The organism is Flavobacterium sp. GCM10022190, assembly GCF_042656445.1.
GTDB lineage: Bacteria > Bacteroidota > Bacteroidia > Flavobacteriales > Flavobacteriaceae > Flavobacterium > Flavobacterium nitratireducens.
On sequence record NZ_JBHSOQ010000001.1, the window covers coordinates 237186 to 262025 of the forward strand.

Genomic DNA, 24840 nt, shown 5'->3' on the forward strand with positions numbered 1-24840 from the left:
TAAATGTTAGTTGGTTAGCAATTCCTGTACTTTTGAAAGTACAGGAATTGATTTTAAACTTTAAAAAAACACAATTATGGCGCTCTTAAAACCTAAACTTAGCTTTTGGCAAATTATAAACATGAATGTTGGATTTTTTGGAATTCAATATAGTTTTGGTTTACAACAAAGTGCTGTAAATCCAATATATGATTTTCTGCATGCCAGCCCAGATCAAATTCCAATTTTGAACTTAGCTGGACCTTTAACTGGATTATTAATCCAACCCATAATAGGTGCTATGAGTGATAAAACTTGGCATCCAAGATGGGGACGAAGAAAACCCTATTTTTTTATAGGTGCTATAATATGTAGTATAGCCTTGTTCCTATTCCCTTTTAGTAGTTCATTATGGATGGCCGCTGGCTTGCTTTGGATTCTGGATGTGGGGAATAACACTGCGATGGAACCCTATCGTGCTTTTATTGCCGACACTCTCAATGAAGACCAACAACCTACAGGTTTTCAAGCACAAAGTTTCTTTACTGGATTTGGTCAATTCTTATCGTACATTTCATTGTTCCTTTTCCCAATAGTATTTGTAGGCTACACAGGAGAATTACCTAACTGGATTTACGCTTCCTTCTTTTTAGGTGCTGTCCTTTCAGTTACTTCGATTTGGTGGAGTATGAAAAAAACACCAGAAATTCCACCTACAGAAGAGGAGATTGAAAAAATGAAATCAGAGCCTTTAAATGTTTTCTCACCATTTATTGATATCTATCATGCTATTTTAGAAATGCCTAAAGTAATGTGGCAACTTTTTTTAGTGTATTTATTCCAATGGTACGCTTTAATGTGTTTTTGGCAAAATAACTCTAAAAGTATTGCTTTATCGGTTTGGGATGTCACTCCCGTTAATAAAGAAGGCTACGAAAAAGCAGTAGAATGGATGGGTTTGATAGGTGCATTTGGATTTATAATCACTTTTTCGGTTGCTTTTTACCTAGCAAAACTAGCTAAAAAACACAGTCCTAAGATGGTGCATTTTGTTTGTTTACTATTTGGCGCAACCTCCTTTCTGTTTTTCCCTTTGATCCAAAATCAATTTTTATTTTTTGCAGTAATTATTGGTTATGGAATTGCTTGGGCAAGTATGATGGGAATCCCGTACTTAATGGTAGTAAACAACATCCCTAAAGAACGCTACGGTGTATACATGGGTATCATCAACATGATGATTGTAGTCCCTATGATTTTTCAAAATGTTTCCTTTGGATTTATCCTAAAACATTTCTTAAACAACGATCCACGCCAAGCCATCACTTTTGCCGGAGTGTTGTTACTTCTGGGAGCTATGAGTACTTTGTTAATTAAAGCGAATAAAACAACAAATTAATATAATGAATACCGATATTACCTATATAAAGGCCGTCGAATTACTTGAAAATGTCTCATCATCAGAAGGTTTTTTAGCCAGTGCGCAAAACATTTCTAACTACAAAAGAGTTTGGGCTAGAGATGGTGTTATTTGTGGATTAGCTGCCCTTGCCTCAGGCGATGACAATTTGATTGCCACCTTTAAAAAAACGCTGGAAACTCTTGCTAACAATCAACATTCAAATGGAACAATCCCATCGAATGTAATGACAGATGGAAACAATAGCGAGGTAAGTTATGGCGGTTTAGCTGGCAGAGTGGATGCCGTAACCTGGTTCATTATCGGAATTTGTCAATATGCCTACTATAAAAAAGACGCCTCATTTGTAGAAAAATACCAATCTAACATTGTAAAATGTTTGGGATTGATGGAAGCATGGGAATTTAACAACAAACACTTAATGTACGTTCCTTTATCAGGAAACTGGGCAGACGAATACATTACAGATGGTTATGTTTTATACGATCAATTGTTACGAATATGGGCTTTAAAAAGTTATAATCATTTTGCAAATGATGTTAATATCAGCACTAAAATTGAGCAAATAAAAGATCAAATCGAATCTAATTTCATTCCAAATACAACAGGCGAAAAATACCATGAGCGAACATACAATGATTTAAAACTAGTTAATTTCATGCCTTGTTCCTTCTCCCCTGCGGGATACAAAACACCCTTTGATGCTTTTGCTCATTCCCTAGCTTTACTGTTAAACATTGGATCACAAGATTTTCAGGAAGCCATAATTCAACATGCAGAAAAAACCAGAACCGAAACTAAATTAGGAATTCTTCCTGCCTTTTGGCCTCCCATCACAGAAACAGATGCCGACTGGAATTTATTAAAAAACAATTTCAAATACGAATTTAGAAATTATCCAAACGAGTTTCATAATGGAGGGAGCTGGCCCATGGTAAATGGATTTTATGGATTAGCCTTATTGAACAAAAAACAAGTCAAAGTGGCTAAAACACTTCTTAGCGCAATTAATAATGCCAATGCAAAAGAAGACTTTAGTTTCTATGAAAACTTCAATACCGAAACAACAGCAGTAAATGGAGTCCCTTTTTGTACATGGAGTGCAGCCGCAACAGTACTATTGACCCAAGGAATCACAACTAATTTTAAATTATTGATTTAAAATGGAAAAAACAATCGACATTATCTGTATTGGGGAATTACTCATAGATTTCATTAGTCATGAAATTAACACTCCAATTACCGAAATAGAAAATTACAGCCGTTTTTTGGGAGGATCCCCAACTAACGTCGCCATATACAGTTCGAAAATAGGACTAAAAACCGCTTTGGTAGCCAGTTGTGGCAAGGATGGACTTGGTCATTTTATGCTAAAAAAACTCAATGAAAGTCATGTGAACACGGCTCATGTAAAAGAGCATGAACACTATCCGTCCTCGGTAATTTTTGTAACAAAATCAAGCGATACTCCTGAATTTATTCCTTATAGAGAAGCAGATTACCATATCCATGAAACACAAATACCAGATGATTTATTGGAAAAAGCCAAAATTTATCATACCACCTGTTTCGCTTTAAGCAAAAACCCAGCTCGTGAAACTATTTTAAATAAAGCCGAAAGAGCATCCGAAATGGGATTACAAACCAGTATTGACTTAAATTATTCTGAAAAAATATGGCCTGACCGAGCCGAAGCTTTTGAAACTATCAGAAAATATCTTGCTACTAAACCTTTAGTAAAATTAAGTGATGACGATTGTTTTCGATTATTTAATGAAACTAAAAGCGACGATTTTATAATTAATTATTTCAGCCAATTAGGTGCAAAAAGCATCTGCTTAACAAAAGGAAAAAACGGAGTAGTCCTTTGGGATTCTTCAATAGGAACAGTCCATAAAAATGCGCCTTTAGTTGAAAACATCAAAGACACTACAGGGGCAGGAGATGCTTTCTGGACAGGTTTTTTATATGGCAAATTACAACAAAAAGAACCGCTAGAGTGTATCAAAACTGCACAAAAATTAGCCAGTATCAAATTGCAGCATCTTGGACAACTTCCAGATAATGTTCAAATAGAAGAGTCATAAAACAACTATAAAAACTTTACCCTAAAACAAATCCGATTAAGTTCCATTTTAATTTTTAAAGTGGAACTTTTTTATTAAATACTATTTCTAAAAATAAAAAACTAAATTTGGTTGAATCAAATCATACAATATGTTTCAATCCAAAAAAGACATTGTTTATATCATTCTTGCTGGAATATTTATTACCAATGCAGTAGTCGCCGAATTAATAGGAGGAAAACTCATTTATGTAGGACCATATTTAATGAGTGTTGGAATTCTGCCTTGGCCTGTCGTATTTGTCACAACCGATTTAATTAATGAATATTTTGGAGAAAAAGGGGTAAAAAAACTTTCCCTGATCACCGCTTGTTTAATTGCATACTGCTTTGTGCTATTATATGTTGCCTTAAAAATACCCGCAGTCAAAGGTGATGGATTAGTGACCGATGAACAGTTTCATGCCGTTTTTGGACAAAGTATGTGGATTATTGTAGGAAGCATCACAGCATTCCTCGTTTCCCAATTAATAGACGTTACCATTTTTCACTTTTTCAAAAGAAAAACAGGCAACAAAATGATTTGGCTAAGAAGTACCGGTTCCACTGTTATTTCGCAACTTTTCGACAGTTTTATCGTATTGGGAATTGCCTTTTGGATGACAGGAAAAATTTCAACAACAGATTATATTGCTTCGGCATTTACAGGTTATTTTGTCAAGTTAACTATTGCTATTTTATTAACCCCTGTAATTTATTTAGGTCATTCTATAATTAAAAATTACATTCAAAATAAATAAAAATGGAAGCAAAACTACGTTGTGCCTGGTGCGAAAAAGACGATTTATACCGCAAATACCACGATGAAGAATGGGGAACTCCCGTTTATGATGATCCCACATTATTTGAATTTTTAATTCTGGAAACCTTTCAGGCTGGCTTAAGTTGGTACACTGTTTTGGTAAAAAGAGAAAGTTTTCGTGAAGCTTTTGACAATTTCGATTATAAAAAAATAGCCCAATATCCAGAAGATAAAATTCAGGAATTAATGGCCAATCCTGGCATTATTCGCAATCAGTTAAAAATTAGGGCTGCTGTTTCTAATGCTGTTGCTTTTATGAAAGTTCAGGAAGAATTTGGCAGTTTTTCTAAATATATCTGGGGATTTACTGATGGAAAGCCTATCGATAATAATCCCAAAACCCTTAAAGACGTTCCTGCCACTACTCCACTCTCGGATGCCATTAGCAAAGATTTAAAAAAACGCGGATTCAAATTCGTTGGATCTACCGTAGTTTATGCCCACATGCAAGCCACGGGAATGGTCAACGACCACGTGGAAGAATGTTTTACAAGAAAATAATAAAAGTTTCACCATTAAGAAATTAAGAAAATTAAGTTTCTTAATCAACTTAACTTCTTAATGGTTTAAAACTTAGAGTGAAAAATTCTTCTATTAAATCTCAAAATTGTTAAACTTCTATCATTTAACTTCTAACTTCTAACTTTTTAATTACATTTGTCGCACACTTTAGGGGTGTCTGCATGAGCAGGCTGAGATTTTACCCTCTGAACCTGATCTAGTTCATACTAGCGTAGGGAAAAGTAAGATGACTTCCGTAGTCCCATTTTTTTGGGGCACTTTGTAGCCATTCCTAAAGTATTTTTTCATTTAAAAAAATACGAGAATGGAACTAAAAATCAACAATCAAACCAAACAATTTCAAGTAGATGTGCTAAGCGTTCAAGCCTTACTCGATATTGAAATTCCGCAAAAACAAAACGGCATCGCTGTAGCCGTAAATAACAATGTGATTCCAAAATCCAATTGGAACAGTCACCTCCTATCCGAAACTGACGATATTTTGATTATTTCTGCTACACAGGGCGGATAGTATTTTTAAAATTCCAAATTCTAAAATTCCAAATTCTAAACCTAAACAATAATTGAAGGTTTTAGAGACCATATACCGCATAACCCTTAACTCACAACTTCAAACAAATGAATAACGAAGAAAAAATATCCCGAATCCCATTCCCTAATTCGACCAAAGTTTATATCGATGGAGAAATTCACCCGATAAAAGTAGCGATGCGAGAAATCCAATTATCGGATACGAAACTAGCCAAAGGTGGCGTAGAAAAAAACCCGCCAGTAACGGTTTACGACACTTCAGGTCCTTACACCGATCCAAACATCGAAATTGATATTCGCAAAGGATTACCACGCCTTCGCGAGCAATGGATTTTAGACCGTGGCGATGTGGAAGAATTAACTGAAATCACCTCAAATTACGGAAAAGAACGTCTAGCCGATGAAAAATTAAATCATTTACGTTTTGAATACCTACACAAACCCATGCGTGCCAAAAAAGGAGCGAATGTGACCCAATTGTATTATGCCAAACAGGGAATTATTACGCCTGAAATGGAATACATAGCTATTCGTGAAAACCAACGCATCGAACAATTAGAAAATGCAACTCCGGCAATGAAATGCCAACATGCAGGACATAGTTTTGGTGCGAATACACCAAAAAACAAAATCACTCCAGAGTTTGTTCGTTCTGAGGTAGCAGCCGGTCGTGCTATTATTCCAAATAACATCAATCACCCAGAAAGCGAGCCGATGATTGTAGGTCGTAATTTCTTGGTAAAAATCAATGCTAATATCGGAAACAGTGCGGTAACTTCCTCCATCGAAGAAGAAGTAGAAAAAGCTGTTTGGGCTTGCCGCTGGGGAGCCGATACCATTATGGATTTATCTACCGGAAAAAACATTCATGAAACCAGAGAATGGATTATTCGAAATTCACCAGTGCCAATTGGCACAGTACCAATATATCAGGCCTTGGAAAAAGTAAACGGAATTGCCGAAAACTTAACTTGGGAAATCTTCAGAGATACTTTGATTGAACAGGCTGAACAAGGCGTTTCGTATTTCACGATTCATGCAGGAGTTTTGTTAAGATACATTCATTTGACAGCTAATCGTGTAACGGGAATTGTTTCTCGTGGAGGTTCGATTATGGCCAAATGGTGTTTGTTTCACCACAAAGAAAACTTCCTGTACACGCATTTTGAAGAAATCTGCGAAATCATGAAACAATACGATGTGGCTTTCTCTTTGGGAGATGGTTTACGTCCAGGTTCTATTGCCGATGCAAATGATGCCGCTCAATTTGCCGAATTGGAAACGCTGGGCGAATTGACAAAAATCGCTTGGAAACACGATGTTCAGGTTTTCATCGAAGGACCAGGACACGTTCCGATGCACATGATTAAAGAAAACATGGACAAACAATTAGAACATTGTTCTGAAGCTCCATTTTATACTTTAGGGCCATTAACTACTGATATTGCTCCGGGTTACGACCACATTACTTCGGCTATTGGTGCAGCGATGATTGGATGGTATGGCTGCGCGATGTTGTGTTATGTGACGCCAAAAGAACACTTAGGATTACCTAACAAAAAAGACGTGAAAGACGGAGTAATCACCTACAAAATTGCAGCTCACGCTGCCGACTTAGCCAAAGGTCATCCGGGTGCCCAATACCGTGACAATGCCTTGAGCAAAGCCCGTTTTGAATTCCGTTGGGAAGACCAGTTCAATTTGTCGTTAGATCCGGATACAGCAAGAGAATTTCACGATGAAACCTTACCTGCTGATGGTGCCAAAGTAGCACATTTCTGTTCGATGTGTGGCCCTAAATTCTGCTCGATGAAAATCTCACAAGAAATTCGTGATGTGGAAGAAGCTAAAAAAGGAATGCTAGAGAAATCAGAGGAATTTGTTGAGCAAGGAAGCGAGATTTATTCTTAGTATCAAGACATTAGTATTATGTATTAAGACTAAATTCTTGATACTTAATACTTAATACTTAATACTTAATACCCCATAACATGATAGTCATTTCCAATCCAACTGCGATCGCAAACGAAATCCCAATTATCCATTCTCTTTTTGAGGAAGGACTGGAATTATTGCATGTTAGAAAACCTGAATATTCAGCTGAAGAAATGAAAAAATTTGTAACTGCTATTGGATTGGAATTTCGAAATAAACTGGTTTTACACAGTCATCATCAATTAGCGGAAGAATTAGGAATAAATAGAATTCATTTCACAGAAAAGATGAGAACAGAAACTTTTAACTCTCCTGCAAGGTTAGTAAAACCTTGTAGGTTCTTAAAATCAACTTCTACTCACTCCGTTGAAGAATTTAATGCTTTGGCTGCCGAATTTGACTATGCTTTTTTAAGTCCGGTTTTTGAGAGTATTTCGAAACCAAATTATGCTTCAAAAACGAATCTTTTGACAACTATAAATAACCGAACCAATTTTCAAACAAAAATGATTGCTTTAGGCGGAATTCAGGCTTCAAATATTGAAACCACTTTAAAAGCCGGTTTTGATAATGTAGCCCTATTGGGAACCATTTGGAACAGCCAAAATCCAATTCAAAATTTTAAATTATGCCAACAAATCGTCCTTTCGTTTTAAGTATTGCCGGTTTTGACCCATCGGCGGGCGCAGGAGTTTTGGCCGACATCAAAACCTTTGAACAACATCGGGTGTATGGCTTGGCTATTTGTACAGCCAATACCATTCAAACAGAAAATGAGTTCGTGAATATCCAATGGACAGCATTAGAATTTATTTTACAATCTATTGAAACGCTATTTGGTTCCTATGAAATTCAGACCGTCAAAATTGGTATTATTCCCTCTCTAGCATATTTAAAGGAAATTGTTTTTTTGATAAAAAAGCTTTCGCCAAAGACCAAAATAGTTTGGGACACCGTGCTGAAATCCAGTACTGAATTTGATTTTTTGACGATTGAAAACCAAAACGATTTAATTATCATTTTAAATGAATTGGAACTCATTACTCCCAATTACAATGAAATATTGAAATTAGATTCCACTGAAAAATCTGTTGAACTTAGTATCAAAAAACTATCTAAAAACTGCGCTGTTTTATTAAAAGGAGGTCATAATCCTAACGAAATTGGCACTGATTTTTTATATAGTCAGCAACACTTTTTCAGGCTTTCGCCAAATACTACTCAGGTGTTTGAAAAACATGGATCGGGCTGTGTACTGTCAGCTGCCATAACAGCAAACATAGCCCTAGGACAGGACTTATTATTGGCCTGTAAAAATGCCAAAGCATATACCGAAAACTTTTTATTATCAACCCAAAAATTACTAGGAAATCATAATGTATAATCGTTTACAATATATCTCGCAAGGAAACACTATCGACGAGCAATTAAACAACATTCGTCAAGCTTTAGAAAATGGCTGCAAATGGATTCAGCTTCGTTTTAAAAAAGCAACGTCTGAAGACATGGAAACTTTGGCGGAAGCCGTAAAAAAATTGTGCAATGAATTTGGAGCCACTTTTATCATTAACGACAATGTTTCCTTAGCTCAAAAAATAAATGCTGATGGCGTTCATTTAGGTCTAAAAGACATGAAAATATCGAATGCCCGAGAAATTTTGGGACCAAATAAAATCATTGGCGGAACAGCCAACACCTTAGAAGACGTTCAAAAACAAATCCGTTTAGGCGCTGACTATATTGGTTTAGGCCCATTCCGATTTACAACAACAAAAGATAATCTAAGTCCGATTTTGGGTCTGGAAGGCTACCAAAATATGGTAACAGAATTAAGACTTCTGGGAATTTCAACTCCAATTTATGCGATTGGTGGTATTCAATTAGAAGATGTTCCTGCAATAATCCAAACAGGCATTCATGGCATTGCTGTTTCGGGATTAATTACCGAAAACGACAACAAAACCGAATTAATAACAAAACTTAATGAAACATTAAATGAACCAGTCAACATTTAAAATTGGTGATAAAGAACTAAATTCACGATTGTTTTTAGGAACAGGAAAATTTGGTTCGAATGTTCAAATGGAAGAAGCAATTCTGGCTTCGGAGAGCGAATTAGTAACAGTTGCGTTAAAACGTGTCGATTTAGAAACGGATACCGATGCTATTTTGTCTCATTTAAAACATCCCAGAATCAATTTACTACCCAATACATCAGGTGCTAGAAATGCCAAGGAAGCCGTTTTTGCAGCACAACTAGCCCGAGAGGCTTTGGAAACCAATTGGCTAAAACTCGAAATTCATCCTGACCCAAGATACCTTCTTCCCGACCCGATTGAAACCTTAAAAGCAACAGAGGAATTGGCTAAACTGGGTTTTATCGTTTTACCTTACATCCATGCCGATACTGTTTTGTGCAAACGTTTAGAAGATGTAGGAACAGCAGCAGTTATGCCTTTAGGATCGCCAATTGGCAGCAACAAAGGATTAAAAACCATTGATTTTCTTGAAATCATTATCGAACAGTCTAAGGTTCCTGTAATTATTGATGCGGGTATTGGCGCTCCTTCAGACGCTGCGAAAGCTATGGAAATGGGAGCAGATGCTGTTCTAGTGAATACCGCAATTGCGGTTGCCGGAAATCCAAAATTGATGGCGGAAGCTTTCAAAGAAGCGGTTATTGCTGGTCGAAAAGCTTACGAAGCCCAATTAGCACAGCAATTCAATCAGGCGGTAGCTTCGAGTCCGTTAACAGCTTTTTTATATGAATAATACTTTAACCGCAAAGTTCGTAAAGCAAAGCGCCAAGAACGCAAAGCTTAGCGAACTTTGCGTAAATCTTTGTGCCCTTTGCGGTTAAAAACTATGACAACATTTAAATCGGTTTTTGAACAATACAATTGGAACGAAATTCAATCCAAAATTTATAACACTACAACTAGGCAAGTAGAACAAACCTTAGCAAAATCCAAAAGAAATCTGGATGATTTTCTGGTATTGATTTCACCTGCTGCCCAAGGCTACTTAGAATTGATGGCACAAAAAAGTCACGAACTGACTAAGAAACGTTTTGGGAAAACCATCCAAATGTATGCGCCATTGTATTTGAGCAATGAATGCCAAAACATCTGTACTTATTGTGGTTTTAGTTTAGATAATAAAATCAAACGAAAAACACTAAGCGATTCTGAAATCAAAATAGAAGCTCAAGCCTTGAAGAATTTGGGTTTTGATCATGTTCTGTTAGTTACTGGCGAAGCCAATTATACGGTAAATATCAATTATTTCCTGAACGCAATAGAACAAATAAAAGCACAATTTTCCCTTATTTCAGTAGAAGTCCAACCGCTTTCACAGGATGATTATGAACGTTTGCACAAGGCTGGCGTGTATTCGGTATTGGTGTATCAGGAAACCTACCATCAGGAAGTGTATAAAAAATACCATACCAAAGGGAAAAAATCCAATTTTGATTACCGTCTTGAAACCCCTGACCGCATTGGAAAAGCAGGAATTCACAAGATAGGCTTAGGAGTTTTATTAGGATTGGAAGATTGGCGCACCGATAGTTTTTTTAATGCCTTGCATTTGGAATATTTGCAAAAAACCTATTGGCAAACCAAATACTCCGTTTCTTTTCCAAGGTTACGACCAGCCGAAGGCATTATCGAACCTAATTTTATAATGGACGACAAGGATTTAACCCAATTAATTTGCGCCTACCGCTTGTGGAATGAAGATTTGGAAATTTCAATCTCAACCCGAGAAAATGAAAAATTTCGAAACAACATCATTCCAATTGGTACAACGAGTATGAGTGCAGGTTCTAAAACCAATCCGGGTGGTTATGTGGTGGATCCGCAATCCTTGGAACAATTCGAAATTAGCGATGAACGTCCTGTTGCCGAAATTGCCAAAATCATCAGCCAAAAAGGATACGAACCCGTTTGGAAGGATTGGGACAAAAGCTTTATTTAAAAATTCCAATATTTAAATTCCAAATTCCAATCTAAAATTTCAAAATGAGTGTTATACAAGATTTTTTACGATACAACAGACAAGTTATCTTAGCTGAGATAGGCGAAGAAGGACAGTCAAAAATTAAAAAAGCCAAAGTATTAGTCATTGGTGCCGGTGGTTTAGGATGCCCCATTTTACAATACATCGCAACAGCCGGCGTGGGAACCATCGGGATTGTTGATTTTGATACGATTGAAATTCACAATTTGCATCGCCAAATTTTATATACCGAAAAACAAATTGGTTTAACCAAAGCTTCAACAGCGAAAACAACCGTTGAAAAACTAAATCCATTGATTAAGGTTCTAGCTTTTGAAGAAAAACTAACTCTGGAAAATGCTGCAAAAATTATAGCTGAATTTGATATTGTAGTGGATGGTTCGGATAATTTTAAAACACGTTATTTAGTGAATGATACCTGTGTAGCCTTAAACAAAACGTTGGTTTATGGAAGCATTTTAGGCTTTGAAGGTCAAATTGCTGTTTTTAACCATCAGGGAAGTAAAAACCTACGCGACTTATTTCCGGAACCACCCAATCCAAAAGATGTTCCTAATTGCAGTTTTAATGGAGTTTTGGGTACTTTACCTGGTATGATTGGAACAATGATGGCGCATGAAACTTTAAAATTGATTATTGGATTACCGAGTTTACAAAACCAATTGGTCTTATTCAAAACCCTAGATTGGAGTTTTACCAAATTAACTTTTTAAAATCGACACAAAATCATCACGACTAATTTCGCGACAACCTAAACTTTCTAAATGCGAATTATACACCTGACAATCGAGCAGTTTGTAATGCTCTTTTTTTAATTTTTCAACCAAAGCTATAAAGGCAACTTTAGAAGCATTGGAAACCTTGGAAAACATACTTTCACCACAAAAAATATGACCCAAATCAACACCATAAAGTCCGCCAACTAATTCATCATCCTGCCAAACCTCAACGGATTTGGCTATTCCTAATTCATGTAATTTACAATAGGCCTCAATCATGTCATCGGTAATCCAGGTTCCATTTTGCCCTTCCCTTTTTATCGCCTGACAATTGGTAATTACAGCTCGAAAATCCTTATTGAACGTAACTTTAAAAATCTTTCTATTGAGAATATTTCGCATGCTTTTAGAAACGACCAATTCGTCTAAAAACAACACCATCCTAGGATTAGGAGCCCACCAAGTAATAGGTTCACCGTCTTCGAACCAAGGAAAAATTCCGCTTTGATACGCTAACTGAAGCCTTTCGGGCGACAAATCACCACCTAAGCCAATAATTCCGGAAGAATGGGCTAAATGAACGGGCGGGAAAAATAAATCTTCGGTAAGATAAAACATGATTCAATCAATATCCAATTCAATGACAATGCAAAAATCAATAAAAGTTCCAAAAAAGAAATTCCAAATTCCAATTAATAAATAGCTAATTGGAATTTGGAATTTTAAAAATTTAGAATTTAAATTTTAGAATGGTAAATCGTCTGGTTCGTCTTCGTTTAAATTAGTTGCAGGAGCAAAAGCTGGCGCAGCTGGCATAGGAGCAGCAGCAGCTGGAGCTTCAGTAGCTAGTCTTTCAATTCTCCATCCTTGAATACTGTTAAAGTATCTTGTTTCTCCTTGTGGATTAACCCATTCTCTTCCTCTTAAATTAATAGATACTTTTACGGCTTCACCAATATTGTAATTACTCAATAAATCACATTTATCTTGTGTAAATTCAATCAATATATGTTGAGGATATTGTTCCTCTGTAGTTACAACTACTTCTCTTTTTCTAAATGAGGCACTAACTTGTTGTTCTGGATTAACAACTTTAATTTTCCCTGTAACTTCCATCTTCGCTATTTTAACTGTTATATATTATTATTTATCAAAAGTGTTTTTATGCCAGACCAAGTCTTTCATCTTGTATGAAGATCTCAAAATCAATCAAATGGAAAACCGAAACCAAAAAAACATTTGATATACAAATATAACAACTTCTTCTATCTGATAATAAAGATTGTTTTACAATTTCAATTTTATTTTTAAATAGCTGTCAAACAAGGGAATCCTGAAGTTGAATTATTCCTTACTCCTTCTCGTTGATCATGAAAAACTTTGAAGTGAAACTAAAACAATCCTTAGTATATTTCGTTATATTTATAGCTCAAAAAATTATTTATGCAGTTTTCTGATAAAAGAAGTACCGGAAGATGGATACTTATTTTTGCTTCATTTCTTATCATTTCATTAATACTATGGAATACCTATACCTTTTTTCAGATTTTTAAAAATGAAGAACGTCTTAAAATGAATCTTTTGGCGAAAGCCCAAAAAACACTTGTAAATGCCGACGAAAATACTGATGTAGAACTGCCGCTTCAAATTTTTAAAAACAACACCTCAATTCCCGTAATTCTTACCGAAAACGATAGTATTATTAACACTATTAATATTGACGAAAGCATCATTAATGACAAAGAAAAAGCAACACAATTTTTAGCCGAATTAAAAAAAGAAAACGAGCCCATAACCATTGAATATGCCCCTCATAAGTTCCAAAAATGGTATTATGGCAACTCGGCTTTATTGAATAAATTAAAATATTATCCTATCGCCTTGTTACTAATTATTTTCCTCTTTTCGGCACTGATTTATTATTTTTATCGAAGTACCAAAATTGCTACGCAAAATAAACTTTGGGCTGGTATGGCTAAAGAAACGGCGCATCAAATAGGAACTCCGCTCTCTTCTTTAATAGGCTGGGTGGAGATTTTAAAAACAGAGGATATTGATCCTGCGACCACTTCGGAAATTGAGAAAGATATCAACCGACTTCAAACTATTACCGATCGTTTTTCTAAAATTGGCTCGGAACCTGTATTAGAAAAATGCGACATTATTGAGACCACACTTCAAACCTACAACTACCTGCAATCTCGATTTTCAAAACAAATTGAATTTTCTTTTGAAAGTCCCAAATCGGAAATTTACACCTTGTTAAATCCAACATTACACAGCTGGACGATTGAAAATCTTATTAAAAATGCTATTGATGCCATGAAAGGCAAGGGTAAAATTGTGGTAAGTATTCACGAAGATTCTGATACGGTAAAAATTAATGTAACGGATACTGGAAGTGGTATTCCTAAAAATCAGTTCAGCACCATTTTCGAACCCGGATTTACTACTAAAAAAAGAGGTTGGGGATTAGGCCTTTCCTTAACTAAACGTATTGTAAAAGAATACCACAAAGGAAATATCAAAGTTTTACAATCCGAAATAGGAAAAGGAACTACAATGCAAATTAGTTTGAAAAAATTGTTTTAGTTTAAAGGGACTCCAAACCAGCTCACTTTAGAAAACATTGTCTTTCGTTTAATTTTAGAAGCATTCAAATACTCTTTTACAAACAAAGCGTGTTCATCGGCTTGAACCAGAGCTTGCACAATTGACTTTTTTAAGGAACTTAAATTAGACAAATTTTGACTATCCACCATCACAATTTTAAAAACATCATTTTGACATTTTTGTAATTTCTCTCTTGGTATTTGTATCATCTTAGCAATCTTTTCATCTGGAAATGTTGGCTTGAATTTTTTATTTCTGTACATAATAAAATCATTTAGCTGTAACACTGCCTCATTTAATTCGGCAACAATTGCATTCATTTTATCTACATTTTCATTTTGAATTAAGCCACTCCAATGCTCTTTTTTATTTTGATAATAGGAAGAAATCAAGCTGTTTTTTAATCCTGACTTCTCTACTCTTTTAGCTGTTTCAAACAATTGATCTTTCTGCTCTAATTTAGAATACAACGTGATTTCTTTCTCAAAATCAAAATATTTTTGGGTCTTATCCAGTTGTGTTTTGCCTTCATAAAATGCGTCATGAGAAACCGGATAATTCAAAAATTGCCACATATAATCAAAGGGCATATGCGAAACTATCATTTTTGAAGGTTCTACTTTGAAGTAAACATTGTTCAATTTTTTAACAAACTTTCCATTATTCAAACCCCCAGAACCCCATGTTGGATCAAAAATAAACCATTTATTATCAATTTTGGCGGCGCACCAAGCATGAGATAATTGGTCGATTTTTCCATGTTGTTTGGTATAACCATAAATAATTTCAGATTGAATCCCCACTTTTCGAGCAATATCATTAAAAACTTCGGCATAATGAATACAAACTCCTTTTTTAGTATTCAAGGTATTTTCAATTTTTTCTTGCGAAGTCTGAAATTGATTAGGATTATTCATATTCGCCACATCGTAACTAATATTAGTAGCTGTCCAATAAAAAACGGCTCTAATTTTTTCGTTATCCGATTTAAAATGATCATTGATAAATTGAGCTATTCCAGTGGTTGATTTACTCAATTCAACAGGAATCTTGGAAATTTTAGTATCGATATCTAAGTAGGGCGATTTTGTTTGAGCCACATTTAAAACCGATACTAACAAAAAAACAAAAGATACAAATTTTCTCATATCATCATTTTTGGGTGAAAAAAAACACGAATAAAATTCGTGTCGTTTATAGTTGTAAATTGTATTATAAATTAGCGCTAATTTCCTGAGCTAAACTTTCAAATTCCTCTTTAGACAAAGTTACTTTTTTCTGAAATCGAATGTCTTCCATAGTGTTCAAAGGAATCAAATGCACATGAGCGTGTGGCACTTCTAATCCTATAACCGAAATAGCAATTCGATTACAAGGAACCGTTTTTTCGATTGCTTTGGCAACTTTTCTAGAAAAATGCATTAGCCCTAAAAAATGAGCTTCGTCCATATCAAAAATCTTATCGACTTCAAATTTAGGAATACATAACGTATGTCCTTTTGCATTAGGATTAATATCCAAGAAAGCAAAGTAATTTTCGTCTTCAGCTATCTTATAACATGGAATTTCTCCTTTTACTATTTTGGTGAATATACTCATTATTAATTGGGTTATTTGGCTATTCGTTTATCCGATTAAACAAAAAAACAAATACAAATTTAAAAACTACTCTCTTGTGATTTCTAAAATTTCGAATTTCAATTTTCCGTTAGGAACTGTTATTTCGGCTACTTCACCTACTGATTTTCCTAGTAATCCTTTTCCAATTGGAGAAGTTACCGAAATTTTACCTGTTTTTAAATCAGCTTCACTTTCGGCTACCAAAGTATATTTCATTTCCATTCCATTAGCTTGGTTTTTTATCTTAACGCTAGATAAAACCAACACTTTAGAAAGGTCTAATTGTGATTCATCAATTAATCTTGCATTAGCATATAACTCTTCCAGTTTAGAAATTTTCATTTCTAATAAACCTTGAGCTTCTTTAGCTGCATCATACTCAGCATTCTCAGACAAATCGCCTTTATCACGAGCTTCGGCTATATCTTGAGATGCTTTAGGACGCATCACCGCTTTTAAATACTCTAATTCTTCCTTTAACTTTTTTAATCCTTCTGCAGTATAATAAGATACGTTACTCATAATTTCGTCGTTTATATAAATACAAAAAATCCCATCGCAACGGGATTTCTTGCTACAAATATAGTATAATTTTTAATAGTCTATAATTATCTGTTAAGCTTATAACATTTCAAAAGTAAATAAATTAAATTTGTTTCACTAATACTTTCACAAAATATAAACATGAAAAAAATCCTCAACATTTCATTAGTCGTTCTTTTATTTTTTTCTTGTTCAGATAATGGATTTAAGAACAACAATCCTTATATCCCTAACTATAATTTTTCGATAACTTTCGATTTAAATTATCCAGCTTATTCAAAACTTAATTATGCCAGTAACGCTATTTACTATTCAGGACCAGAAGTAGGACCTAAAGGCATCTATGTGTTTTATACTGGGTCAAGCTATAATGCTTTTGATGCTGCTTGCCCTAATCAGGCATTGAGTAGTTGTTCTACATTAACTATAAAAGGAATAAATTTACTTTGTCCATGTGACAATGAAGAATACAGCATGTTTACAGGACAAGGCAAATTACAATATCCTTTAAAACAATACCGCGCTGAGAAAATTGGAAATATAGTTAGAGTGTACAACTAAAACAAAAAGCCTGAAAGTATTAAATTTTCAGGCTTTTTAAATAGAAACTACAAATTAAAACTTCAAAGTCAATCCTGCTAAGAAATTAGCTCCCGCTTGAGGATAATAATACACATAACCTCCTCCATAATCAGCACCATTAGAAACATAGCTTCTGTTAGCAAAATTATTAGCCAAAACACTAATAGTAACTGATTGGAAAACAGATTTAGGGAAAATGGTATAAGTAGTATTAAAATCGTTCACGAAATAATCTTTCAATTTACCCTGACGATCATTTATATTATTCATTAATTGGCTACCCACAAATTTTGATAACCAATTCAATTGCAAATTGGCAATTGGAGAAAACACCACACTATTCGCAGCAATAAACTTTGGAGAAAAAGCAATAGTTGTATTTCCTAAAGCAACCAAAGTGGTTCCATTATCTAAAACAAAATCAATGTTCTGATTATCACTTACCGTAAAATTTGGACTGATTAACCATTTCTTAGACAACTGAATTTTAGCCTCAGCTTCTAAACCCAAACGATAGCTTTTACCTACATTTGTTCGTATTGGATTACCTACATCATCCAATTCCCCCGTTAAAACCAATTGGTCTTTGTAACGCATATAAAATCCGTTAAGATTAATTTGCGTATTTGGAACTACAAAACGCCATCCTAATTCAAAATCATTTAAGCTTTCTGGCTTTACACTTCCACCTTCATAATCCGTACGATTAGGTTCGCGATTAGCACGTGCATATGAAAAATACAAGTTGTTATTTTCGTTTATTGCAAAATTTAAACCTGCTTTTGGATTAAAAAAATGAAAAGTGTCATCTACATTTCCTGTTTCCGAACTATTAGCTTTATAACTGACATTTCTATATTGCAAATCACCATATAAACTTAACTGCTCTGTAAGTTGATAGTTTAGCTTCGCAAAAACATTTCCATCTGTTTTAGTCGAAAAATCATCATAATAACGATCTCCTAATTCTGAAGTTGAAGCATATCGTGCCCATATCACTTTTCCAAAATGATCGCCCTCATACTTATTCCAGCCTCCACCAAGAATAACATCTAAATCTTCATTCTTATAATTTACAGAAAAAGTTGTTCCGTAAAAATCATTATCCAACCATTTTTGACGCACCAAATCAGTTGTAGCTATTTGACCAACGTTGGTTAAACCATAATCAGCCATATCAGCATCTTCCTTATAATTCTCATAATATCCTTTCCCTTTAGTATAATGCAAGGCAAAATTAGAACTCCAATTAGTTGACCATTTTTCATTCCAATGCAATTGTGCATGATCTTGCTGATAATTATCGGTTTCGTTATCGTAAAAACGAACATTCCCGTTTTCGTCAGTAAACATTCCGGCCGAATTAAATTTACGGTCAGTATTGAGTGTTGCTGCATCAATTCCGTTCCAGGATTGATAGGTTTTTTCGGTTCCTCCAAAAACCAAGGCTTTAATCAAACTTGTTTTCCCCACATAAGTTCCTTGTAAAAAATAGGATTTCAAGTCCGAACTCGCTCTATCCACATATCCATCTGATTTTAAAGTAGATAATCGACCAGCCAATTCAAAATGTTCATTCATCAATCCAGTACTAAATTTAACTGTATGTTTACGAGAATTAAAGCTTCCGAAAGAATTCGAAATCTCTCCACTACTTTTTTTCGAATAGGAATCTGTCAACATATTCAAACTTGCACCAAAAGCACTAGAACCATTTGTTGAAGTTCCTACTCCGCGTTGTAATTGTAAACTTTCAACGGAAGAAGCAAAATCAGGCATATTTACCCAAAAAGTTCCTTGACTTTCTGCATCGTTATAAGGAATTCCGTTAATAGTTACATTCACACGTGTAGCATCGCTACCACGAACACGAATACCTGTATAACCAAAACCATTTCCAGCATCTGAAGTAGTTACCACAGATGGCAAATAGTTCATCAAAACTGGAATATCCTGACCTAAATTGCGTGGAGCAATATCCTTTTTGTCCAAATTACTAAAACTAACCGGTGTTTTAGTTGTAACACGAACCGCAGATACTAAAACGACATCTAATTGATTGACTTTTGTGGTATCTTTTTCCTGTGAAAAAGAGAGTAAAGAAGATAGAAGAAAGAAAAAAGACAAGAAATAAGTCTGATTTTTAAACTTAGAAATTTTGTGACTTTGTGACTTTGAAACTAAAAAAGTGTTCATCCGTAATTGTTTTTTACGAATAAAAGGGGGAATTATTCTTTTGTTACTGTAATAAAATAGATTTGTTCAACTCATATACCAATGGCTTTCGCCATTAATTTATCTTAATTTCCCTTAGCAACATTACTTGCTCAGGTTCATTGGGTATGATCTCAGCTCGTTATTTAGAGCACCCCTTTGAGACGGTGCAAAGATAGAAAAGAATTAAAATAAAAGCATCAAGTATTAAGATTTTTAGATAATCCCAAATATCTTAATACTTAATTCTCCAATTCTTGATACTAAAAATCCGGTTTTCTTCTTGATTTTTTTAAATCCGAAAGATTCTTTTTATCCTTAATTCGTTTCTTGATTACCGATTTGGGGACTTTTGTTGCTTTTCTGATTTTAGGAACATGGAGCCCTTTTTTAATCAGTTCCAAAAAACGTTTCGTAACTATTTCTTTGTTTTTAAGTTGGCTTCGGTCTTCATCACATTGAAGTATCAAAACCAAATCAGCAGTTAATCTTGAAGCTAAATTTGTTTCTATCAACAATTTTTCCTCATCGGACAAAGCCTGAGAGTTTTTCAAATCAAAAGACAAAACCACCTTAGACGAAACCTTATTTACATTTTGTCCTCCTGCACCGCTACTTCTAACCGCTTTGTATTGTAATTCCGTTATGATTTTTGGGATCTCCATTGATGCTGAACTTGTTTCAGTATGACTACAAGGACTGATGTGCTTCTTTCAATAAATCGTTGACTGTTTTTACAGGATTAAAAGTAATCAAAGGTACTTCTACAAAAACGGTTAACCAATTAGCCATTGCTCCATTCCACAATCCAGGTAATTCGTAGCCTTTAATATCTTTGCCTTGATGATTTTTTTCGACAATAAAACCGGTGTTTTCATCTACAAATTGGTGCAAATCAAACTTCTCGTTTTTATAATTTTTAGTAGCACAAACTAAATCTACTGGATTAAAATGCGTAGCATTTTCCATTATTTTAGCTTGTTTTTTATCGGATAAATCCACTTGCGAAGATTCTACAATTTGCAATGAAATTCCTTTTTGACCATTTTTTACCCAAAAAGGACCACCTCCAGGTTCGCCTTCGTTTTTAACCATTCCGCAAACACGCATTGGGCGGTCTAAAATACCACGTAATACCTTGATTTTATTTTCAAAAGTGTACAAATCAAAATCCGATTTTACATTTACATTTAGTTTTGATTTCAAGAAAGTTTTGATTTCCTCTATTTGTGAATCGGTAACATTAGAATAATCCATTAGATTCAAACAGGCAAAAATTTCTTGTTGTAATTCTAACAGTACTCCTGCTAGTGCTTTTTTATAAAGAGCAATGGTTTCATTGTTATGAAGAATTACATTATCAATGTTTTTGATAAAAATAATATCGGCATCTAATTGATTTAAATTATCAATCAATGCACCATGTCCTCCAGGTCTAAAAAGTAATTTACCTTCATCGGTTCTAAAAAGCTTATTATTCATGGTTACCGCAATGGTATCGGTGCTTTTATCTTGATAGGAATAGCTTACTTCAATAGTAGTTTGGGTCTCTTTTTCAACATTAGCTTTAACATCATTAATAATTTTTTCAAATTCTTCCTGATGTGATTCTGTCACCGTAAAATGCAAATATGATTTCCCCTTAGAACTAGAATAATACCCACATTCATACAAATGTTCTTCTATAGGAGTAGCGATTCTGGTAGCATATTTGTGGAAAGGCAAAATCCCTTTTGGTTTAGAAGCAAAATCAAAATACTTCGAATCCAACATGAATTTGATGAAATAATAATTTTTGTAATCCCTAGAAAAGCTGTCAAAATTGACAATTTCAGACTTTAATTTTTGATAAATCATTTCAAAAAAAGGCAATTTCTCCATACCCACTATAAAAACAGGTAGTTTACTATCCTTTTTTCTATTAATATAGGCATTAATAGACTCTTTTTCAATATTAAAATCAGCGACAAAAGCAGTCAAAAACTTAAACATTCTCGTGGCTGCGCCCGAAGCGGGAACAAATTTTAATAGTTTCAAATTAGACTTGTGCTCATCAAAGAAATTAGCTTTATCTATAAACTCATCCGTAGTGAATTTTAAAATGCCATTCCCTATTGTTGCCGCTTCTACTAATTCCATCTTAGCAATTCCTTTTTTAAAAATTGCTAATTGCTTTTTTACAACATCTAATGAAACACCGTGTTGGTTCATTTGTTCCAAATCTTGTTCAGACAAACCCATACTTTTACTATTATTTAAATCTTCAATTGATTTTGAATTTTCTACCACTAACTCTTTTGTTAAGTTACAACTGTATTTTCAGATTGCATTTTTTGAACTTTCCATATTTCTTTCCATTCAAAATAAGCTAGTACAGCCAAAATTGTAAAAATGAAATACTGCAAACTTGTAAATGTATATCCCTTACAAAAATACAAAGGTATAGAAATGAAATCTCCTACAATCCAAAAAATCCAATTTTCGACTTTCCTTCTTGCCATTAACCACATCCCAACAAAAAAAAGTGCTGTTAAGAACGTATCTACATAATTATACCAATTAACAAACTTATCAAAATATTGATAAACCAGATAGACAAATACAAGTGTCAACACAAATAAAACCGCTGCAATACTGCCTTCTTTTTTTGTCATTACCGAAATAGGAAACTCGACCTCATTGCCTTTTTTTCGAGTCCAATGGTACCAACCATAAATACTCATGATGAAATAATAGCCATTAATCATCGAATCGCCTAATAAATTCCATTTCCAAAGCAAATAAGCATAAATAAAAGTACTTACTAATCCTGTTGGAAAAACCAATACATTGTCTTTTTTTGCAAACCATACACTAGCCAAGCCAAAAAAAACAGCTACTAACTCCAGAATAATTTCGGAAATAGGATAAGTAGCATATTGAGAAAAAAAATAATCAATCATTTAATGTTCGTTAAAAAAATTACTATTTCTTTCAAAAGCTGTACCTATCACTACTAAATCAGCTCCAGAATCATAGGCCTTTTGAATTCCTTGTGTGTCTATAATTCCTCCACCTACAATAAGTGGAATAGAACTATTTTGAGCCACAGCAGCAATCATTTCTTGGGGAACAGCTTGTTGTGCGCCACTACCGGCTTCCAAATAAATTAGTTTATTACCCAACATTTCGCCTGCCAAAGCGGTTGCCAAAACCAAATCTAAATTATTCCTATCAATCGGTTTAGTATTACTTACACGCTCCACGGCTGTTGTTGTACCACTTTCAATCAAAATATACCCTGTGGAAATAATTTCCAATTGAGTTTGCTTCAAAATTGGCGCTGCATTTACCTGATGCGCTATTAAATAATCGGGATTTCGGCCTGACAATAATGTTAAAAACAAAATCCCATCTGCATATTTTGAAATTTGAGAAGGATGACCTGGAAAAAGAACAATGGGCAAAGTACAATCTTCTTTAATTCTAACAATCAAATCATCCAAAATTGTAGTACCAACATGGCTTCCACCAATAAAAACATGAGTAGCAGGCGATTGATTAATTTTTAAAATTAATTCGGATATAGTTTCCCAAATTATTTTATCGGGATCTAAAAGTATCGCTAATAATTTCTTATTTGCTGACTTTGCTGCTACAATTTCCTGATATATGGTATGCTTTTTCATCTCAGGAGTAAAAGTAATTATATCTGTTAGTAATCCAATTTTAAAAAATAAAAATATTATAGGAACATGATTTATATCATAAAATACGACCTGCAAGCCGTTGTAATTTTGTATTATTAAAACAAATCATTATGACACTTTACAACAACACCTTCGAAAAATTTGATACTAATTATTTTGCATCTGCTTCATTAAGTATCCTAGTACAAAGCTGTTTAGGCGGAGCTGCTGCAATGGCTGTATTAGCTAACGGAACATCTATAACACAAATGATTCAACTCGTTCTTGTTGTTTTCATTAGTATGATTGCTAACACCTCTATTTTAGCACAAATGAAACACAAAGTTGTTTTTAATGCCGTTTTGTTAAGCATGATTTCAAGCGTATTCTTCATCATTATAAACAATTTATAAATGAAAAAAGACATTGAAAACAGAGCCGATATTTCGGTTCTAATACATCAATTCTATGATAAAATAAGGGCTGATAAGGAAATCAGTCCTTATTTTAACGAACTCATTGCTGACTGGGACTCCCACCTAGAAAAGCTAATTGATTTTTGGGAAACTAATTTATTCGGCATCCGTAAATACAAAGGCAATCCAATTGCCGTTCATAACAAAGTAGACGAATATTTTAATAGTCAAATTAGCGCTAACGAATTTGGTATTTGGTTAAATTATTGGTTTCAAACCTTAGATGAATTATATCAAGGAGATAATACAGGTCTTTTAAAAGATAGAGCGCGAAAAATGGGAAGCTTTTTTTACCTCAACATGTTTAAAAACCGAAGTGTATCGGCATAGATTATTTGACTAAAGCATACACTAACGTAAAATTTTCAATTTCTTCAAAGTAAATTTTGAATGCTTTATCCATACCGCCAAAGTGCAAATTGGCAACAGTTTCCGTTTGATTCAAATCGAATGGATTAACAGCAATATGATCTTTAAAACTGATTCCTTTTTCGTTTTGAATTTTAAAAATAGCTTCTTTGGCTCCCCAGATTACTGTTAATTTTTTAATGTATTCTGAAATAGCTTCTTTGTTTAAATATTGTAACTCGGCATCGCAGAATTTATCGGCAATTCGGATGATTTTTTCTCGTTGCAATTCGATATCTATTCCTACTACTTCGTCGCTTACAATAATTGATGAAAATTCGTGAGAATGGGTTATAGAAATATGTTTCCCGTCCTGTAAATGAGGCTTACCAAATTCATCATAATACAAGTCAAAATCGGTATAGCCCGCTTTGTTTAGTAATTTACGTACACTTAAAAAACCACGTTGGTGTAATTCGGATTTCATAGTAGCAATACGCTCCTGACACACCGGATTTAACTCAACTTCCTGAGACAATTGCTCGAAAGATTCGGTTATTTTCCAAATGTATATTTGTGTAGTAGCGTTAAATTCTATCTTTTTAAATAAAGGCATTCTTTTGAATTTGGGATTGAGTTGTGAGTTATGGGTTAAATGTATCTTTTTAATCTTTCTGCTTTCTCTTTTCTGCCTACTGTCTTCTTCTTTCTGTCACTTTAGCC

Annotated in this window: 28 protein-coding genes and 2 riboswitches; of the genes, 17 read left to right on the forward strand and 11 right to left on the reverse strand. The window is 34.3% G+C overall.

Translation table 11 applies throughout. The features are described 5' to 3' along the window. Positions 1-76 precede the first annotated feature (76 nt). The 13 genes from ACFPTQ_RS01020 (at position 77) to ACFPTQ_RS01080 (ending at position 12047) form a co-directional block, all read left to right on the forward strand. Complete coding sequence (locus ACFPTQ_RS01020; protein ID WP_379772755.1) at positions 77-1378, forward strand: MFS transporter; 1302 nt, start codon at positions 77-79, stop codon at positions 1376-1378. Between the two features lie 4 nt (positions 1379-1382). Continuing rightward, the gene (locus ACFPTQ_RS01025; protein WP_379772757.1) at positions 1383-2561 is read left to right on the forward strand and encodes a glycoside hydrolase 100 family protein; all 1179 of its coding nucleotides are present in this window, start codon (positions 1383-1385) and stop codon (positions 2559-2561) included. 1 nt (position 2562) lies between these two features. Further along, positions 2563-3486, forward strand: coding sequence for a carbohydrate kinase family protein (locus tag ACFPTQ_RS01030; RefSeq protein ID WP_379772759.1), 924 nt, complete (start codon positions 2563-2565; stop codon positions 3484-3486). Positions 3487-3616: 130 nt separating this feature from the next. Further along, positions 3617-4264, forward strand: a complete 648-nt coding sequence (locus tag ACFPTQ_RS01035; protein WP_379772761.1) for a queuosine precursor transporter — start codon at positions 3617-3619, stop codon at positions 4262-4264. A gap of 2 nt (positions 4265-4266) precedes the next feature. Beyond that, positions 4267-4827, forward strand: a complete 561-nt coding sequence (locus ACFPTQ_RS01040; protein ID WP_379772764.1) for a DNA-3-methyladenine glycosylase I — start codon at positions 4267-4269, stop codon at positions 4825-4827. A 160-nt stretch (positions 4828-4987) separates the two neighbouring features. Continuing rightward, positions 4988-5083: riboswitch (TPP riboswitch) on the forward strand. Positions 5084-5152: 69 nt separating this feature from the next. Next, positions 5153-5359, forward strand: coding sequence for a sulfur carrier protein ThiS (gene thiS / locus ACFPTQ_RS01045; RefSeq protein WP_379772767.1), 207 nt, complete (start codon positions 5153-5155; stop codon positions 5357-5359). A 107-nt stretch (positions 5360-5466) separates the two neighbouring features. Further along, complete coding sequence (gene thiC, locus ACFPTQ_RS01050) at positions 5467-7290, forward strand: phosphomethylpyrimidine synthase ThiC (RefSeq protein WP_379772769.1); 1824 nt, start codon at positions 5467-5469, stop codon at positions 7288-7290. Between the two features lie 80 nt (positions 7291-7370). Continuing rightward, positions 7371-7970, forward strand: a complete 600-nt coding sequence (locus ACFPTQ_RS01055) for a thiamine phosphate synthase (protein WP_379772772.1) — start codon at positions 7371-7373, stop codon at positions 7968-7970. Continuing rightward, the gene (locus tag ACFPTQ_RS01060) at positions 7943-8698 is read left to right on the forward strand and encodes a hydroxymethylpyrimidine/phosphomethylpyrimidine kinase (protein ID WP_379772775.1); all 756 of its coding nucleotides are present in this window, start codon (positions 7943-7945) and stop codon (positions 8696-8698) included. Before ACFPTQ_RS01055 ends, ACFPTQ_RS01060 begins: the two co-directional genes overlap by 28 nt. Next, the gene (locus ACFPTQ_RS01065; protein WP_379772778.1) at positions 8691-9329 is read left to right on the forward strand and encodes a thiamine phosphate synthase; all 639 of its coding nucleotides are present in this window, start codon (positions 8691-8693) and stop codon (positions 9327-9329) included. Before ACFPTQ_RS01060 ends, ACFPTQ_RS01065 begins: the two co-directional genes overlap by 8 nt. Next, a complete protein-coding gene (locus ACFPTQ_RS01070) occupies positions 9310-10086 on the forward strand; it encodes a thiazole synthase (RefSeq protein ID WP_379772780.1) in 777 nt (258 codons plus the stop codon). Before ACFPTQ_RS01065 ends, ACFPTQ_RS01070 begins: the two co-directional genes overlap by 20 nt. 93 nt (positions 10087-10179) lie before the next feature. Beyond that, positions 10180-11292, forward strand: a complete 1113-nt coding sequence (gene thiH / locus ACFPTQ_RS01075; RefSeq protein ID WP_379772782.1) for a 2-iminoacetate synthase ThiH — start codon at positions 10180-10182, stop codon at positions 11290-11292. Positions 11293-11336: 44 nt separating this feature from the next. Then, positions 11337-12047 carry a HesA/MoeB/ThiF family protein gene (locus ACFPTQ_RS01080; RefSeq protein ID WP_379772784.1) on the forward strand — a complete coding sequence of 237 codons (711 nt, stop codon included), beginning with the start codon at positions 11337-11339 and terminating at the stop codon, positions 12045-12047. Here ACFPTQ_RS01080 and aat read toward each other — a convergent pair. Both aat and ACFPTQ_RS01090 read right to left on the reverse strand, forming a co-directional pair. Further along, positions 12036-12671 (reverse strand): leucyl/phenylalanyl-tRNA--protein transferase, encoded by a 636-nt coding sequence (gene aat / locus ACFPTQ_RS01085; RefSeq protein WP_379772787.1) that lies wholly within the window; start codon positions 12669-12671, stop codon positions 12036-12038. The genes ACFPTQ_RS01080 and aat overlap by 12 nt on opposite strands. Before the next feature lie 126 nt (positions 12672-12797). Beyond that, complete coding sequence (locus ACFPTQ_RS01090) at positions 12798-13169, reverse strand: DUF3127 domain-containing protein (RefSeq protein ID WP_278034743.1); 372 nt, start codon at positions 13167-13169, stop codon at positions 12798-12800. A gap of 327 nt (positions 13170-13496) precedes the next feature. Here ACFPTQ_RS01090 and ACFPTQ_RS01095 point away from each other — a divergent pair, with 327 nt between their 5' ends. After that, entirely contained in the window at positions 13497-14645 is a 1149-nt protein-coding gene (locus tag ACFPTQ_RS01095; RefSeq protein WP_379772791.1) for a sensor histidine kinase, read from the forward strand. Here ACFPTQ_RS01095 and ACFPTQ_RS01100 read toward each other — a convergent pair. The 3 genes from ACFPTQ_RS01100 to greA all read right to left on the reverse strand — a co-directional run bounded on the left by ACFPTQ_RS01100 (position 14642) and on the right by greA (position 16808). Beyond that, positions 14642-15814: a transglutaminase domain-containing protein gene (locus ACFPTQ_RS01100; RefSeq protein ID WP_379772793.1), complete on the reverse strand. Its 1173-nt coding sequence runs from the start codon at positions 15812-15814 to the stop codon at positions 14642-14644. The genes ACFPTQ_RS01095 and ACFPTQ_RS01100 overlap by 4 nt on opposite strands. A 64-nt stretch (positions 15815-15878) precedes the next feature. Continuing rightward, the gene (locus ACFPTQ_RS01105; protein ID WP_278036516.1) at positions 15879-16268 is read right to left on the reverse strand and encodes an HIT family protein; all 390 of its coding nucleotides are present in this window, start codon (positions 16266-16268) and stop codon (positions 15879-15881) included. 63 nt (positions 16269-16331) lie between these two features. After that, complete coding sequence (gene greA, locus ACFPTQ_RS01110) at positions 16332-16808, reverse strand: transcription elongation factor GreA (protein ID WP_278034739.1); 477 nt, start codon at positions 16806-16808, stop codon at positions 16332-16334. A gap of 162 nt (positions 16809-16970) precedes the next feature. Here greA and ACFPTQ_RS01115 point away from each other — a divergent pair, with 162 nt between their 5' ends. Next, positions 16971-17390: a hypothetical protein gene (locus ACFPTQ_RS01115; RefSeq protein WP_379772796.1), complete on the forward strand. Its 420-nt coding sequence runs from the start codon at positions 16971-16973 to the stop codon at positions 17388-17390. 54 nt (positions 17391-17444) lie between these two features. On the opposite strand, the gene ACFPTQ_RS01120 is transcribed toward ACFPTQ_RS01115, so the two are convergent. The 5 genes from ACFPTQ_RS01120 to ACFPTQ_RS01140 all read right to left on the reverse strand — a co-directional run bounded on the left by ACFPTQ_RS01120 (position 17445) and on the right by ACFPTQ_RS01140 (position 23293). Beyond that, the gene (locus ACFPTQ_RS01120) at positions 17445-19607 is read right to left on the reverse strand and encodes a TonB-dependent receptor (RefSeq protein WP_379772798.1); all 2163 of its coding nucleotides are present in this window, start codon (positions 19605-19607) and stop codon (positions 17445-17447) included. Between the two features lie 91 nt (positions 19608-19698). After that, positions 19699-19794, reverse strand: a riboswitch (TPP riboswitch). A gap of 94 nt (positions 19795-19888) precedes the next feature. Continuing rightward, the gene (gene arfB, locus ACFPTQ_RS01125) at positions 19889-20290 is read right to left on the reverse strand and encodes an alternative ribosome rescue aminoacyl-tRNA hydrolase ArfB (RefSeq protein ID WP_379772801.1); all 402 of its coding nucleotides are present in this window, start codon (positions 20288-20290) and stop codon (positions 19889-19891) included. Between the two features lie 25 nt (positions 20291-20315). Continuing rightward, on the reverse strand, positions 20316-21914 hold the full coding sequence (locus tag ACFPTQ_RS01130; RefSeq protein WP_379772804.1) for a DUF4301 family protein: 1599 nt from the start codon (positions 21912-21914) through the stop codon (positions 20316-20318). 11 nt (positions 21915-21925) lie between these two features. Next, positions 21926-22567 carry a nicotinamide riboside transporter PnuC gene (gene pnuC / locus ACFPTQ_RS01135; protein WP_379772807.1) on the reverse strand — a complete coding sequence of 214 codons (642 nt, stop codon included), beginning with the start codon at positions 22565-22567 and terminating at the stop codon, positions 21926-21928. After that, positions 22568-23293, reverse strand: a complete 726-nt coding sequence (locus ACFPTQ_RS01140) for a geranylgeranylglyceryl/heptaprenylglyceryl phosphate synthase (protein WP_379772809.1) — start codon at positions 23291-23293, stop codon at positions 22568-22570. It lies immediately after the preceding gene. A gap of 131 nt (positions 23294-23424) precedes the next feature. Here ACFPTQ_RS01140 and ACFPTQ_RS01145 point away from each other — a divergent pair, with 131 nt between their 5' ends. Next, positions 23425-23706: a hypothetical protein gene (locus ACFPTQ_RS01145; protein ID WP_379772812.1), complete on the forward strand. Its 282-nt coding sequence runs from the start codon at positions 23425-23427 to the stop codon at positions 23704-23706. Beyond that, the gene (locus ACFPTQ_RS01150; RefSeq protein ID WP_379772814.1) at positions 23707-24099 is read left to right on the forward strand and encodes a group III truncated hemoglobin; all 393 of its coding nucleotides are present in this window, start codon (positions 23707-23709) and stop codon (positions 24097-24099) included. It abuts the gene before it with no gap. 1 nt (position 24100) lies between these two features. Here ACFPTQ_RS01150 and ACFPTQ_RS01155 read toward each other — a convergent pair whose 3' ends face one another. Continuing rightward, complete coding sequence (locus ACFPTQ_RS01155) at positions 24101-24733, reverse strand: 4'-phosphopantetheinyl transferase family protein (protein ID WP_379772817.1); 633 nt, start codon at positions 24731-24733, stop codon at positions 24101-24103. Positions 24734-24840: the final 107 nt, after the last annotated feature.

Bases quoted from the DNA above. Each gene is read 5' to 3' on its own strand.
- ACFPTQ_RS01020 (WP_379772755.1), top strand. From the start codon at position 77: ATGGCGCTCTTAAAACCTAAACTTAGCTTTTGGCAAATTATAAACATG.
- ACFPTQ_RS01025 (WP_379772757.1), top strand. From the start codon at position 1,383: ATGAATACCGATATTACCTATATAAAGGCCGTCGAATTACTTGAAAAT.
- ACFPTQ_RS01030 (WP_379772759.1), top strand. From the start codon at position 2,563: ATGGAAAAAACAATCGACATTATCTGTATTGGGGAATTACTCATAGAT.
- ACFPTQ_RS01035 (WP_379772761.1), top strand. From the start codon at position 3,617: ATGTTTCAATCCAAAAAAGACATTGTTTATATCATTCTTGCTGGAATA.
- ACFPTQ_RS01040 (WP_379772764.1), top strand. From the start codon at position 4,267: ATGGAAGCAAAACTACGTTGTGCCTGGTGCGAAAAAGACGATTTATAC.
- thiS (WP_379772767.1), top strand. From the start codon at position 5,153: ATGGAACTAAAAATCAACAATCAAACCAAACAATTTCAAGTAGATGTG.
- thiC (WP_379772769.1), top strand. From the start codon at position 5,467: ATGAATAACGAAGAAAAAATATCCCGAATCCCATTCCCTAATTCGACC.
- ACFPTQ_RS01055 (WP_379772772.1), top strand. From the start codon at position 7,371: ATGATAGTCATTTCCAATCCAACTGCGATCGCAAACGAAATCCCAATT.
- ACFPTQ_RS01060 (WP_379772775.1), top strand. From the start codon at position 7,943: ATGCCAACAAATCGTCCTTTCGTTTTAAGTATTGCCGGTTTTGACCCA.
- ACFPTQ_RS01065 (WP_379772778.1), top strand. From the start codon at position 8,691: ATGTATAATCGTTTACAATATATCTCGCAAGGAAACACTATCGACGAG.
- ACFPTQ_RS01070 (WP_379772780.1), top strand. From the start codon at position 9,310: ATGAACCAGTCAACATTTAAAATTGGTGATAAAGAACTAAATTCACGA.
- thiH (WP_379772782.1), top strand. From the start codon at position 10,180: ATGACAACATTTAAATCGGTTTTTGAACAATACAATTGGAACGAAATT.
- ACFPTQ_RS01080 (WP_379772784.1), top strand. From the start codon at position 11,337: ATGAGTGTTATACAAGATTTTTTACGATACAACAGACAAGTTATCTTA.
- aat (WP_379772787.1), bottom strand. From the start codon at position 12,671: ATGTTTTATCTTACCGAAGATTTATTTTTCCCGCCCGTTCATTTAGCC.
- ACFPTQ_RS01090 (WP_278034743.1), bottom strand. From the start codon at position 13,169: ATGGAAGTTACAGGGAAAATTAAAGTTGTTAATCCAGAACAACAAGTT.
- ACFPTQ_RS01095 (WP_379772791.1), top strand. From the start codon at position 13,497: ATGCAGTTTTCTGATAAAAGAAGTACCGGAAGATGGATACTTATTTTT.
- ACFPTQ_RS01100 (WP_379772793.1), bottom strand. From the start codon at position 15,814: ATGAGAAAATTTGTATCTTTTGTTTTTTTGTTAGTATCGGTTTTAAAT.
- greA (WP_278034739.1), bottom strand. From the start codon at position 16,808: ATGAGTAACGTATCTTATTATACTGCAGAAGGATTAAAAAAGTTAAAG.
- ACFPTQ_RS01115 (WP_379772796.1), top strand. From the start codon at position 16,971: ATGAAAAAAATCCTCAACATTTCATTAGTCGTTCTTTTATTTTTTTCT.
- ACFPTQ_RS01120 (WP_379772798.1), bottom strand. From the start codon at position 19,607: ATGAACACTTTTTTAGTTTCAAAGTCACAAAGTCACAAAATTTCTAAG.
- arfB (WP_379772801.1), bottom strand. From the start codon at position 20,290: ATGGAGATCCCAAAAATCATAACGGAATTACAATACAAAGCGGTTAGA.
- pnuC (WP_379772807.1), bottom strand. From the start codon at position 22,567: ATGATTGATTATTTTTTTTCTCAATATGCTACTTATCCTATTTCCGAA.
- ACFPTQ_RS01140 (WP_379772809.1), bottom strand. From the start codon at position 23,293: ATGAAAAAGCATACCATATATCAGGAAATTGTAGCAGCAAAGTCAGCA.
- ACFPTQ_RS01145 (WP_379772812.1), top strand. From the start codon at position 23,425: ATGACACTTTACAACAACACCTTCGAAAAATTTGATACTAATTATTTT.
- ACFPTQ_RS01150 (WP_379772814.1), top strand. From the start codon at position 23,707: ATGAAAAAAGACATTGAAAACAGAGCCGATATTTCGGTTCTAATACAT.
- ACFPTQ_RS01155 (WP_379772817.1), bottom strand. From the start codon at position 24,733: ATGCCTTTATTTAAAAAGATAGAATTTAACGCTACTACACAAATATAC.